Raw genomic sequence first — 12,760 nt, forward strand, 5'->3', positions numbered from 1 at the left:
GCATTGCCTCCCCTGGCCGGGTGGCGATACCTTGCGTGGCAGTGTCGATGCGTTACGCAATCCTTGGGGTTGACGACATCAACGCGCAGACGCGGTGAACGCGATCAAGGGCACCCCGTACGAGCCCTACCTCGTCGCCCCGCGCGCCGGCGGCCGGGAGTCGGCGGACGCCGCCGTCGGCACGGCCGCCCACCGGGTGCTGGACGCGATCTTCCCGGAGCAGAAGGAAAGACTGCGCGTCCAGTGCGACGAATGGCTCGACGGCCTCCCGGACGGACCGGCGAAGCGCGGCGGCATCCGCGTCGTTCCTGGAGCCGTTCGCCGTTCCGGACGCGGCGATGTTCCGCACCCCGGGGCCGCCGGCGGTCACGAGCCGCACGTACGCCCGTGACTTCGCCGAGGTCAAGCGGCTCGGCTCGGCGACGAGCACGGTCCGCACCGCGGACCAGACCGAGGCGGGCCTCTGGTGGCACGACCGGCGGTCGGTCGCCGACACCGACGGAAACCCCGCCACCACGGCCGATCCCGGCTGGACGCCGCTGGTGATCACCCCGCCGAACCCCGGCTACCCGTCCGGCCACACCTGCCGCACGGCCGCGCAGATGACGGCGTACGCGCACTACTTCGGCCGGGACGACGTCCCGTTCAGCGTCGACAGCGGCACCACACGGCACTTCGGCAGCTTCTCGCAGGCGACGGCCGAAGTGGTCGGAGCCCGCATCTGGGCCGGCATCCACTTCCGGTCCGCGGACGTGGACGGCACCAGGCTGGGCGCGGCGGTCGGCAACCACATCACCGACCACCACCTCCGGCCGCGGGTCTAGCTCACAGCGCGCGGACGAAGGCGACCGCGCGGTGCCACCGTTCGTCGGCCGCCAGAGCCCGCTCCGCCTCCGGCAGGCGGAGCGGCACGCCGGCGGCGCGGGCGTGGTCATTGGCCACCATCGTGAACGCGCCTTCCAGGTACGTCGTCACCGTCGCGTGCAGGGTGGACTCGAGGTCGTCGTCCGCCAAGGCGGCCAGCAGCATCGTCGTCACGTCGAGGACGTGCTGCCACTCGGGCGACCCGTCGTCTTCGACGTCGAACGCGCCCAGGCGGGCCAGGTCCTCGTCCGCCGGGTCGGCCGAACCCGTGGCCCGGGCCAGCGCCGTGGTGACCGCCGCGTCGGCCGCGGTCCGCAGGTGCGGCCACTTGACCCACCCGGGGCCGGCCTGGACGTAGACCCGCGCCCAGATCGAGGCGCAGGCCGCCCAGCCGTCCGCCGGGGGGCGGGTGGCCAGCCCGCTGGTCGCCTCGGCGACCAGCGAGCCGATGTCGACCGAGGTCATTCAGCTCCTTCGATGACTCCCTTGACGATCTTCGCGCACATCTCCTCGCACGGTAGCGGCTTGTTGTACTTGGACTGGGCGATGCCCCACCGGACCTGTGTCGCGCCCTCCGGTACCGCCCTGAGGATGTTCTGCTCCGCGTGCAACGGGCCGCTGATCATGTTGGCGTCCGGCACGCCGAGCTCCCTCAGCCGGGTCTTCTGCGCCGTCGACAGCGTGCCGCCGGACCGCGCGGCGAAGAACTGCGTCGTGCCGTCGATCAGCCTGGTCTCGTGCAGCGCCACCGTGGACATCGAGTGCCTGATGTGCCCGCCCTTCTCGGCCAGGGCCAGGTCGTGCACCTCGATCGCGGCGGCCCGCAGCGCACCCGGCCGGGACAGCTCGCCGGCGGCCAGACCGGCGGCCCCCGCCGTCCGGGCGCCGCCCCCGCCGCCCAGGACCTGTGCGGTCTTGGTGGCCGCCGCCATGTGCAGCGTCGTCCCGAGCGAGACGACGGCTTCACCGCGGTCGACGGTCTCCTTGCTCAACCCCGTCGTGGCCTGGATGGCCTGGCTGGTCAGCGAGCTTTCGTCCTCGCCCGAGTAGAGCTGCCGCAGCCCGGTGGCCGCCGTGTCGGCGCCGTGGACGAACACCACGGCCCCGGCGACCGCGCCCACGCCGGTCCACGACGTCGCCGCGCCGAACGCGGCCCCGGTGGCGGATTCGGCGAACCCGCCGACCAGCTTCAGCCCGCCGACCACGCGGTTCCACGTGCTGAGCCCGTCCGGGTCGGTCAGCCGCACCGGGTTGTCGGAGGCGTAGCTGTAGGACGCCAGGTTGAACGGCTGGGTCACGCCACCGTTCGGCGCGCCGTCCAAATAGGACCCGCCGGCCGGGTCGGCGCTCTGCCAGAGGTTCGTCCGCGGGTTGTAGTAGCGGGCGCCGTAGAAGTAGAGCCCGGTCTCCTTGTCGAACTCCTTGCCGTTGTACTGGTACGGCACCGGCTCCTGGGTCCTGGTCTCCTCGACCCAGCTTTCCCCGTAGGCGAAGTACTCCTGGTGCGACGCGAGCTTGCCGCGTTCGTCGGTGACGTAGGTGGCCGACCCCAGCTGGTCGGTGTGGAAGTAGAACTGGTCGTGCTCGTAGCCGGAGTCGCTCGCCTTCTTCGACAACAGCCTTGTGTCGCCGAGGAAGTAGTGCTTGACGGCCTTCCCGTCGACCCGGCCGTAGGTGGTGCCGATCGAGACGTGGGTCTGCTTGCCCTCCTTGGCGACCCGGTTGCCGGCGTCGTCGTAGACGAACCGGACGGTGGGCTGGTCGCCCTTGTCGTCGCAGGACGCGGGTTCCTGCTTGACCGTGTCGTCTTCGTCGTCGTAGGCGCACTCGAGGCGGTTCTCCTCGTTCCAGACGAACTGGGTGCGCTTCCCGCCGCTCGTTTCGCCGGCCGCGGCCAGCACCACGGAGTCGGCGCTCCTGCCGGCGGTGATGTCGATCAGGTTGCCGCCGGCGTCGTACTTCTGGACGTCGGCGCCGATCCTGCTCGGCGCGTGCGGCCGGTCGGTGTAGGTGTACTTCTGCGTGTAGCTGGTCTTGCTCTGCGGCTGGGTCGCGCCCGAGGACGCGGTCAGCTCGTGCTTCTGCTGCTTGCTCGTGGTGTTGTTGAGCGTGTCGTAGGCGAGGTCCAGGCGGTAGTGGTCGAGCTTCGCGTTGTCGTTGCGGTACGACCCGGTCGCCGACGTCAGCCGGTGCAGGTCGTCGTAGCCGTAGGTCTGGCTGCTCGGGCCGCCGAGCTCCTTGGCACCCGGCACCGCGACGTCGTTGGTCAGCGCCGTGACGTTGCCGACCTTGTCGTAGCCGTAGGCCAGGTTCTGGAACGCGGTGCCGTCGGGCTGGGCCGACTTCAGCGTGGCGAGCCGCCGGTCCGTGTCGTTGTAGCCGTAGGTCGTCCGGACGCCGGAGCCGGTCTCCTGCAGCACCTTCTGCCCGAACTCGTCGTAGTCCAGCCGGGCCAGGTAGGTGTAGGAGCTGCTGCCCTTGACCCCGGTGAGCCGGGTGACCTGCCCGCCGGTGTCGTAGCCGTAGGTGAGCTCCTCCCCGTCGGGGTAGGTGGTTTCCAGCACCCGGTTCCAGCTGTCGTACCGGGTCGTCGTGGTGAACGACTTCCCGCGGTCGTCCTTGGTGCCGACGTCGCCGCCGAGCGTCCGGGTCTCCCGCGTCAGCTCGCCGAGCGGTCCGTACCCGCGGGTGACGGTGCCGGCGGCGTCGTGGATCGCCGTGATCCGGCCGGCGCCGTTCTCCGGGGCGCCGAGAGCGCCGTAGGTGTAGGTGACGTCGTTGCCGGTGAAGACCGGGTACCGGATCCCGGTCAGGCGCGTGAACTCGTAGTCGTACTGGATCGCCTTGCGCTGGGCGCGCAGGGCCGGCGTGACCTTGCCGACGATGTTGTCCGCCAGGTCGTAGGCGGTCTCGACCTTCCCGGAGTCCGGGCTGTCGACGACCGTGCGCCGGCCGAGGTTGTCGTAGGCCGCCTTGGTCGTGTTGCCGCGGTCGTCGACGACGGAGGTGATCTGGCCCATCGCGTCGTAGCCGTAGCTGGTCCAGATCACCGGCTGGCCGCCGGCGGGGTTGGCCTCCTTGACCGAAGTGGTCAGCTCCCGCGTGTCGGAATACGTGCGGCGCTGCTTGCCTTCCCCGTCGGTCGTCAGCGTCTCGAACCGGGTCGTACCGGACCGGTCGGGCCCGAACCCGAACGCCGTCGTGGACGCGCTGCCGTCCGGGAGCACCGTGCTGGTGGTGCGGTCGAGGACGTCGTAGCCCAGCCGCGTCGGCGTGACGGGGTCGACGGCCGGGTTGAACGCGTAGTTCGCGTCCCCCTTCGGTTCGGTGACCGGGTAGAACTGCTCGACCGGCCGTCCGGCGAAGTCGTAGACGGTGCGCCCGGACACGGTCATCACCGCTTGCGGGTCCGCCCCGGGCTCCGGCGCGACGCTGGCGTCCTTCTTGGTCTGCAGCACCCGGTCGAGCCCGTCGGTGAACTGGACGACGTCGATCGTGTCGTCGCGGACGCCGTCGGCGGTGGCGTCGAGGTGCCGGCTGACCGCGTACGGGACCGGGGCTTCGGGGTGGTACTCGAAGCTCACGGTGACCCGGTTCTCCGGGATTTCGTACGGCCCCGCCACGAACGACACCCGGCCGAACCGGTCGTAGTTCGTGTGGACGCGCTGGAAGTTCTTGTCCAGCGTGGTTTCCGGCAGGCCGTACTTGTAGTTGTGCGTGATGGCCGTGCGGTAGCCGTAACTGTCCACTGTGGTCTCGACGTGGACGCCGACCACGGGGTCGTAGCCGTAGTCCAGCCGGTACCGCTGGCCGGCCTTGTTCGCCGGCTCGACGACGGCCTTGAGGTTGCCGTTGCCCAGGTACTCCAGGTCGGTGACGGCTTTCGAGCCGTCCGCCAGCACCGCCCGGACCTGCTTCACGTCACCGGTTGTGCAGTCCACTGTGGACTCCCGGTGCCGGGTCGTGGTCTTGGCCGCGACGGCGACCACGTCCACCGCGGACGGCACGCCCACGATGCCGCGGTCGCGGCAGGCGGCGTCGGTGCCGGAGTACTGCGTCCGGGTCTCGACGTCGTCGGTCGCCCCGGTGTCCCCGGCGTCGACGACGCGGGTCAGGTTGCCGAACTGGTCGTACTCGTTCTCGGTGGCGGTCGTCTTGCCCGCCGCCGCACCGCCTTCGTAGAACCGCCGTTCGGTGCGCGCGAGGAGCGGGAACACCGTGGCACCGGTGCTCGCCGGGTCGGCGACCTTGCCGGTGGCGACGTCCCGCAGGACGTAGCTGCCGAGCGTCTCGGTGAACAGGCGCCCGGCGGCGTCGGCGGTGAAGGTGCGGGTGAGCAGGCCGCGCGTGTAGACGCTGTCCGTGCGGTACTCGCTGGTGGTGCTGCGGTGGACCGCGTCTCCCGCACCCGGGTCGCGCTGTTCGCTCACCACGCGCCCGTAGCCGAGGAACTGGCGTTCCAGCCGGTCGTACCGGCCCTCGGCGTAGCGGAAGGCGGACACCTGGAGGTCCTGGCCGTCGCCGGGGTGGCCGTCGAACAGCGTCGTGCGCGAGAGCACCCAGCGCGACTGCGGCAGGTCCTCGGTGTTGCCGTCGCGGGTGTAGTCGAGCTCGAAGCGGGCACCCAGCGGGCGCTGCACCGTGCGCAGCAGGTTGGTGCGCCCGGTCCGGTTCTCCGCGACGACCAGTTCGTCGTCCCGGGTGGAGCGGACCTGGTCGGCGTACCCGTCGCCGTTGACGTCCCGCAGCGCCACCTCGGACCGGCCGATGCCCCGCGAGGTGTCGGCGCCCGGGTTGAACACGACGCAGCCGCCGGCGAAGATGCCCAGGCAGAACCCGAAGGTGAAGTAGGCGCCCGCGCCGAGGCTCGCGTTCGTGTCGGTGGTGATCCCGGCGCTGCCGCCGAACGGCGTCGGGGCCGCGAAGCCGCTGCCGGTGTTGATCGCGACGGACAGCGGCCGGCCGTCACGGGAGAACACGCGGTCGGCGAGGCCGTCGCCGGTCACGTCCTGCAGCCCGGCTTCGGTCTCCGACCGGCCGGTGGTGGCGGAGACGCCGCCGGCCAGGCCGTAGAAGTCGGTGTTGAAACCGAGGTTGGCGGCGCTGTTGCGGGTCGTGGAGTCCGCGAGCGGGCCGCCCGGCCACGGCTCGGGCGCCGCGAACCGGTAGCCGAGGTTGAGCGCCGCCTTCCCGTCCGCGTGGACGCGGTCCGGCAGCGCGTCACCGTTGATGTCTACCAGGTCGAACGCGGCGTCGGACTCGCCGCCGCCGACACCGCCGCCGATGCCGAGGTTCGGCAGCTCGCTGCCGGACTCCGCCGTGGTGGCCGACCGGTCCGCCGAGGGCGCGGACGCGCCGCGGCCGTTGGCTTCGGTCCGCGCCGGGCTCCCGGCGCCCGCCGACGCGGTGAACGCCGTCGAGTCGGACTCGCGGACGCTGCCGGTGCCGAGGCTGCCGCGGGTCGTGCCGAGCCCGCCGGTCACGTCGGAGTACTGGATCCCGGCCGGGCCGGCGACGTCGGGGAAGCGGTCGCCGTTGAGGTCGAGGAAGTCCACCTGCCCGGCGCTGCGGCCGCGGGCGACGCTCGCCCCGGCCCCGATCGGGATCCCGGGAACGCTCGCGCCGAACGTGGTCGAGACCTGCTGCGTGCGCGCCACCCGGGACACGCCGGTCGCGCCGGCGATGTCGGCGTCCTGGGCGACGTCGATCCGGTCGGTGCCGAAGCGGGACGAGGCCGCCCCGCCGGCGGCGACCCAGGTGTTGCCGTCTTCGCTGCCCCAGCGGTCCAGTGCGGGCCGCGGCGCGAGCACCACGGCGTCCGGCCTGCTGACGCGGCCGTCGAAGCCGGGGACGTCGGACTCCTGCGGCGCGCCCGGGATCTTGTCCCGGTAGCTCGCGTCGAGCACGAGGTCGGACTGCTTGATCGGCGCCGCCGCGCGGTCGCGGTTGCCCTGGTAGCCGATGGCCGCCCAGCCGCGGTAGGGCTGCGCGAAGGCGCCCTGCTCGGCCGCGGCGTGCAAGGCGCTCGGGACGGGGGTGAACGTGACGCCGTCGGTGCTGACCGACGCCGACTGGGTGGTCAGCCGGGCCGGCAGCCCGGTGTCGAGCGTGGAGTAGTCGAAGAACAGCTCGTCGCCTTCGGTGACCGGCACGGTGAGCTGGGCGTCGGGCACCTGGCCGGCCACGACGTCGATGACCCGCTTGGCGAGCAGCGCGCCGCGGCGCTTGACCGTGAACACGACGTGCGCGTCCCCGGCGACCGCGAGTTCGGGCCGGACGACGAGGTCGCCGGTGCGGTCCGCGGTGTAACCACCCTGCGGCGCGGTCGAGCTGTCGACGGGGTAGAGGTCCAGGTCGAACGGCGGGTTGATGACCAGGGTGGGGTTGCCCTGCTGGTCGACGACCGGCACGCCGCCGTCGGCGGCGACGTAGTGCGCCTCCGGCACCCAGTGCAGCGTTCCCGCGTCGATCGGGGAGTCCACCTTCAGGCGCCAGGACAGCGTGTCGTTCGCCGACACCGGGATGTCGAGGTCGATCGGCACGGTTCCGCCGCTCGCCGCGGGCAGGGTCCGGCTGAACACCTCCGTGCCGTTGCGCGTGATCACCACCGCGACGTCGTCGGTCGTGGCGCCGACCTTGGCCACGTCGCCGGAGAGGTGCAGCGTGCCGGTCAGGGGAGCGGTGACCGTCGAAGGCCGGCCGCCCAGGGTGAAGTCGCGGGAGGCCAGGTAGCGGTGGACGTCCAGGCCGTTGACGTCGGTCGCCGGGGTCAGGCCGGTGTAGGTGACGTCCGGGTCCCAGGCGACCTGGTCGAACCGGCCGTCGGCGACGGACTGGACGCGGAAGTAGAGCCGGTCGCCGCGGTGCACGGCGACACCGTCCACACCGGACGGTTCGTGCACGGCGTGGTCGCGCGCGGTGATGCGCTGCGCCCACAGCTCGGTGTCCTCGTGCTGCACGGCCACCCGGACGCCGTCGGCGGCGCGGTCGTCGCCCGGGTCCGAGGTCAGCTTCGCCCCGCCGGCGATCCGGACGGTGCCGTCGTAGGGCGCGACCCACCGGCGGACGCTGTCGAGCAGCGGGAAGGCGTCGACCTGCCGCTCGATCTCGGCGGTCTGGTCGCCGACGATGGTCCCGTTCGCGGCGCCGCTGCCGATCGGCACCGGGGTGTCGTCGCTGTCGGCGCTGTAGACCGGGTTGCCCTGGGCGTCGAGGTGGCCGAACAGGACACCGCCGTCGTTCACGAGGTCGGCGATGCCGTCGGCGTTGACGTCGGTGAGGTACCGGTCGGTGCGCGTCGTGGTCGAGACGTGGTCCAGCTGCGCCGCCACGCCGAAGTACGCCTCGGCGCCCGACGTGGTCGACCGGGTCTCCTCCGCCGAGATGCCCGGCAGGTTCGGGAGCTTGATCGGCGTGTCACCGAACTTCGGCGTGCCGCCGGGACCGGCGAGGTTCGGCCGGTAGAAGACCCCGGCGCCGGTCCGGAACACCTTGTCCGGCAACGAGTCGCCGTTGACGTCGGTCAGCGCGAGCAGCCCCTCGGAGCTGCCGGCGCTGAACCCGGCCTTGGCGCCCGCGGAGCCGGACTTGCGGGGCACGGCCGGGTTGAACCCGACGTAGAGGTGCCCGCCGGCGCTGCGGGAGGTGGTGGCCGCGAGCGCGCTCGCGTGCCCGTCCGGAACGCTTTCGCCGAGCGAATCGCCCGGCACGCTCCACCCGAGCGCGTCGCCGAAGCCCTGGTACCCGCCGTCGGCGGTGCGGATGTCGTCGTAGTAGTCGAAGGTGTGCGTGGTGAACGGCGAGCCGTCCTCGCCGAACTGGGTCACCGACTGCAGCAGCGTCTTGTGGAACGCGCCCGTGCGGTAGTTCAGTTCGTACGCGCGGATCGGCTTGTCGTCGAGGAAGACGTCGACCCGGCGCAGCAGGTCGGCGGTGACCTGCTTGAACCCGTTGCGCCCGTCGATCACGACGTCCGGCCGCCGGGGCTCGCCGCGCTCCCGGTCGCGGGTGAAGGTGATGCTGTAGCGGCCTTCGATCTTGCCCTGGCCGGTGTAGGTGATCTTCTTCGCGTACAGCGCGATGCCGGGCACGGTGCCGCCGGTGACGCCCGGGTCGCTGACCCGGGCGTGGTGGTAGCGCACGAAGTTGTCGTGCGTGTCCCGGGTCTCGCTCAGCGCCCAGACGGCGATGGCGCCCGCGTCGTCGGTGAGGGTGGTGCTGTCCGCGGTGGCCGCGGCCGGGCCCCCGAAGATCGACCTCGTGCCCTTCTTGTCGGTGACCTCCCACCAGTATTCGCGCGGGTTGGCACCGTGCCGGACAATTCTGCGGAATTGTCCTTCGACGCGGGTGTGGAACACCTTTTCCGCGGTCCGGGCCTGCAGGGGTGTCCGATTCGCCACCGGCGTGAGCTGTTCTCCGCCGAGCAGGTAGGTCTCGGTTTCCAGGCCGGCGTCGTAGCGCGGCACGCCCCAGCGGGTGTCGATGGTGATCGACGGCAGCGGCACGTCCCAGCCGACGCCGGTCCAGCCGCCGGTGTTCGCGGAGTTGTAGCTCAGCGCCAGTTGCAGCTGCGCGTCACCCCGGCCCGGCGGCAGCGTGATCGGGTAGTTCAGCCGCGCTTCGCCGTTGTTGTTCGCCGCCGGCGGCTCGATCAGGTCGATCCCGGAGCCGGGGTCGGCCGCCTGGATTCCCTTGAGCTGGTTGGGGTCGAAGGACACGCCGTCCGGGTGGGCGGGCACGCCGGCGGTGCCTGCCCCGGGCGGGGCGGACGTCAGCAGCGGGGCGAGGCCCGCGTTCTGGGCCGGGGGCAGCAGGGCCGCGACGAGGAGGAGAACCACTCCCCGGGCCACGTGCTTGCGGTTTCTCCGAAGGGTGACCGACAGGCGACGACGAGGGTTCCAGCCCATGATCCCGAGACCTCCAGTTGGGTGGCACCGGGGTCGTCGTGTGGATCAGCTGGAGAGTTACCGTTTTTGTCCGGTCTTCGTCGATTTCGGACATTTTCGGCCGGAAAGGTGTGCGATGACTGAATCCATTGCGGCAGTGATCTACGCTTTTCGGCTGCACTGTGCACAATGGCCGGGGCGCGTCGAAATCATCGATTTCAGACTTCGGTGCGGACCATCCCCGCCAATCCGAGCAACGGGAGCGCGCCGGCGAAGACGACGACCGCCGTCCACCCGCCGAGGTGGTAGGCGACCGAGCCCGCCTGGGAGCCGATCGCGCCGCCGACGAAGAACGTCCCGAGGTACACGCTGTTGACGCGGGCGCGGGCCGACGGGTCCAGCTGGTAGATCACGTGCTGGCCGGTCACCAGCGTCGCCTGGACGGCCATGTCGACCGCGATCGCGGCGATCGCCAGCAGGATGACGCTGTGCGCGCCGAAGCCGGCCAGCGCGAAGGCCGCCGCGCACAGCGCGAACGCGGCCGCGGTGAGCCGGCGGCCGTGGCCGTGGTCGGACCACTTGCCGGCCAGCGGGGCCACCAGCGCGCCGGCCGCGCCCGCGAGGGCGAACAGGCCGACGCCGAGCTGGCTGTAGTTGAACGGCGGAGCCGTCAGCACGAACGCGATCGTCGTCCAGAAGGCGCTGAACGCCCCGAACATCGCCGACTGGTACAGCGCGCGGTGGCGCAGTGCGGGGTGTTTCTTCCACATCGCCAACGTAGAGCGCAGCAACTGTCCATAGTGGACGTCCGTTTTGGGCGCCCGCGCCGGCAGGATGAACCGCAGGACGACGGCGAGGGCGGCCATCGCGGCCGCCGAGATCAGGAAGACGACGCGCCAGCTGGTCACCTCGGCCAGCAGGCTGGCGACGACGCGGGAGAGCAGGATGCCGAAGAGCAGCCCGCTGACGACGCGCCCGACGATCCGGCCGCGGATGGCGTCGGGCGAGATGTCGGCGGCGAAGGGGATGAGGATCTGCACGACGACCGACGCCGCCCCGACGGCCAGCGAGGCGATCAGCAGCACGGCGAACCCGGGCGCGACCCCGGTGACGACGAGGCCGGCGCAGGCGACGGCGAGCAGCGTCGCGACGAGCCCGCGGTTCTCGAGGCGGTCACCGAGCGGGACGAGCAGCAGCATCCCGGCGGCGTACCCGAGCTGGGTGGCGGTGACAACTCCACCGGCGGCGGCCTCGCCGACGCCGAAGGTGTGCCGCAGCTCCGCGAGCAGCGGCTGGGCGTAGTAGAGGTTCGCGACGGTCAGTCCACAGGAGACGGCCAGCAGCAGCACGAGCCAGCTGGGTGGTGCTTCCTGTTTCGTGTCGGTCATCGCGCCCCCCGTGGAACCGGTTTGATCGGTTCCGACGGTACCAGTCAGACCGGTTCCGGCGTACTGTGACCCGTATGACGGACCGTTTCCGCTCGGGCGCCGGCCGGCTGTGCCTCGACTTCGTCCGGACGCTGCGCCATCGGGGCACGAGTTCGGAGTCGGAGGAGCTGCCGGACGCCGAGGCTTGGGGAGCGTGGATCGACCAGCTGGGCCCGTTCGCGACCCCGGTCCACCCCGCTTCGGCAGCGGACGCGCGGGCCTTGCGGGAGGCGGTGTACGAGTTGCTCACCGGCGAGGTGCGGGAGGGGGTGCGCCGGCGGGTGAACCGCTTCGCGGCGTTGCCGGTGCCTGCTCCTTCGTTGACGCCTGCGGGGGGACTTCGTTGGCAGGCGGCGGATCCCGCGGAGGCGATGCTGGCGCTTCTGGCGCGGGATGCGGTGGACTTGGTGACGTCGCCGGAGTTCGCGCGGGTTCGGCGCTGCGCGGGGGAGCGGTGCGGGGCGTTGTTCCTGGACACGTCGAGGCCGGGAACGCGGCGGTGGTGCTCGATGGAGATCTGCGGCAACCAGGCGAAGAAGTCGACATATCGAGCCAAGACGACGACGCGGGCCTAGCGCCCCAATGTGGCCTTCGGTGCGTGAGACGCACCCAAGGCCGCCTTGGGGCGCTTGGGGTCAGTTGAGCGCCGCGTCCAACGTGATCGTCGTGCCCGCCAGGGCCTTCGACACCGGGCACGTCTTCTCCGCCGTCTCGGCGTACTCCGCGAACTGCTCCGCCGTCACGCCCTCGATGGACGCCCGGAGCGTGATCGCGATGCCGCTGATCTCGAAGCCGCCGCCGGCCGCCGGGCCGAGCGTCACCTCCGCGCTCACGTCGATCGAGTCCGCCGTGAGCGAAGCGGCCTCCAGCACGCCCGACAGGTTCATCGCCAGGCACGACGAGTGCGCCGCCGCGATGAGTTCCTCGGGGCTCGTCTGGCCGTCCGGGTTGCCCGCGCGGGTCGGGAACGACACGCTGAACGTGCCGGCGTTGGACGAGTCCAGCGTGACCTCGCCCTTCCCGGTCTGCAGTCCGCCGACCCAGTGGGTGGTCGCGTCACGGCTGGGCATCAGGGCCTCCATGTGTGTAGGCGGTGGCCGACTCCGTCAGCCGCCGCAAGGTCGCTATCAGTTCTCGCCGCGAAGCGTCGTCGAGGCCCAGTGCGCAGCCGATCGCCGACGGGACGCCCGCCGCGCGGGTGCGCGTCGCACGGCCCTCTTCGGTCAGGCTGACCACCACCGTGCGCTCGTCCTCGGGCAGCCGCGCCCGCGTGACCAGCCCGTTGGCCTCGAGCCGCTTGAGCAGCGGGGAAAGCGTGCCGTAGTCCAGGTGCAGCGCCTCGCCGATCTCCTTGACCGGCCGGGCGTCGGACTCCCACAGCACCAGCAGCACCAGGTACTGCGGGTAGGTGAGCCCCAGTTCGCCGAGCAGGGGACGGTACGTGTCCGTCACCGCGCGCGACGCCGCGTACAGCGCGAAGCAGGCTTGCTCGTCCAACAGGAACTCATCCGGCACGTCCGTAAACCTAGACCACGATTACATCGTGCGCAAGGTAAAACTGTCGGACCCCTCTGGCAGAGTCCC

Annotated in this window: 8 protein-coding genes; 3 read left to right on the forward strand and 5 right to left on the reverse strand. The window is 71.5% G+C overall.

The features are described from left to right. Nucleotides 1-94: 94 nt before the first annotated feature. On the forward strand, nt 95-391 hold the full coding sequence (locus ACIQWX_RS28220; RefSeq protein WP_400877161.1) for a hypothetical protein: 297 nt from the start codon (nt 95-97) through the stop codon (nt 389-391). Beyond that, complete coding sequence (locus ACIQWX_RS28225; protein WP_400877163.1) at nt 339-824, forward strand: vanadium-dependent haloperoxidase; 486 nt, start codon at nt 339-341, stop codon at nt 822-824. Before ACIQWX_RS28220 ends, ACIQWX_RS28225 begins: the two co-directional genes overlap by 53 nt. Nucleotide 825: 1 nt before the next feature. Here ACIQWX_RS28225 and ACIQWX_RS28230 read toward each other — a convergent pair whose 3' ends face one another. From ACIQWX_RS28230 to ACIQWX_RS28240, 3 genes are all read right to left on the reverse strand, one after another. Next, nucleotides 826-1,329 carry a hypothetical protein gene (locus ACIQWX_RS28230; RefSeq protein ID WP_400877164.1) on the reverse strand — a complete coding sequence of 168 codons (504 nt, stop codon included), beginning with the start codon at nt 1,327-1,329 and terminating at the stop codon, nt 826-828. After that, entirely contained in the window at nt 1,326-9,701 is an 8,376-nt protein-coding gene (locus tag ACIQWX_RS28235) for a SpvB/TcaC N-terminal domain-containing protein (protein WP_400877166.1), read from the reverse strand. The genes ACIQWX_RS28230 and ACIQWX_RS28235 overlap by 4 nt, the downstream gene beginning before the upstream one ends. A 266-nt stretch (nt 9,702-9,967) precedes the next feature. Beyond that, entirely contained in the window at nt 9,968-11,137 is a 1,170-nt protein-coding gene (locus ACIQWX_RS28240) for an MFS transporter (RefSeq protein ID WP_400877168.1), read from the reverse strand. Nucleotides 11,138-11,211: 74 nt separating this feature from the next. Here ACIQWX_RS28240 and ACIQWX_RS28245 point away from each other — a divergent pair, with 74 nt between their 5' ends. After that, complete coding sequence (locus ACIQWX_RS28245) at nt 11,212-11,751, forward strand: CGNR zinc finger domain-containing protein (protein WP_400877170.1); 540 nt, start codon at nt 11,212-11,214, stop codon at nt 11,749-11,751. A 60-nt stretch (nt 11,752-11,811) separates the two neighbouring features. Here the strand turns inward: ACIQWX_RS28245 and ACIQWX_RS28250 are convergent, their stop codons facing one another. Together ACIQWX_RS28250 and ACIQWX_RS28255 are read right to left on the reverse strand one after the other, a co-directional pair. Continuing rightward, nucleotides 11,812-12,246 (reverse strand): OsmC family peroxiredoxin, encoded by a 435-nt coding sequence (locus ACIQWX_RS28250; protein ID WP_400877171.1) that lies wholly within the window; start codon nt 12,244-12,246, stop codon nt 11,812-11,814. Then, nucleotides 12,233-12,691 carry a MarR family winged helix-turn-helix transcriptional regulator gene (locus ACIQWX_RS28255; protein WP_400877173.1) on the reverse strand — a complete coding sequence of 153 codons (459 nt, stop codon included), beginning with the start codon at nt 12,689-12,691 and terminating at the stop codon, nt 12,233-12,235. The genes ACIQWX_RS28250 and ACIQWX_RS28255 overlap by 14 nt, the downstream gene beginning before the upstream one ends. Between the last annotated feature and the right edge of the window lie 69 nt (nt 12,692-12,760).

Source organism: Amycolatopsis sp. NPDC098790 (assembly GCF_044759945.1).
Taxonomy (GTDB): domain Bacteria; phylum Actinomycetota; class Actinomycetes; order Mycobacteriales; family Pseudonocardiaceae; genus Amycolatopsis.

Excerpts from the sequence above, each read along its gene's own strand:
- ACIQWX_RS28225 (WP_400877163.1), top strand. The coding sequence starts at position 339 with ATGTTCCGCACCCCGGGGCCGCCGGCGGTCACGAGCCGCACGTACGCC.
- ACIQWX_RS28230 (WP_400877164.1), bottom strand. The coding sequence starts at position 1,329 with ATGACCTCGGTCGACATCGGCTCGCTGGTCGCCGAGGCGACCAGCGGG.
- ACIQWX_RS28240 (WP_400877168.1), bottom strand. The coding sequence starts at position 11,137 with ATGACCGACACGAAACAGGAAGCACCACCCAGCTGGCTCGTGCTGCTG.
- ACIQWX_RS28245 (WP_400877170.1), top strand. The coding sequence starts at position 11,212 with ATGACGGACCGTTTCCGCTCGGGCGCCGGCCGGCTGTGCCTCGACTTC.
- ACIQWX_RS28250 (WP_400877171.1), bottom strand. The coding sequence starts at position 12,246 with ATGCCCAGCCGTGACGCGACCACCCACTGGGTCGGCGGACTGCAGACC.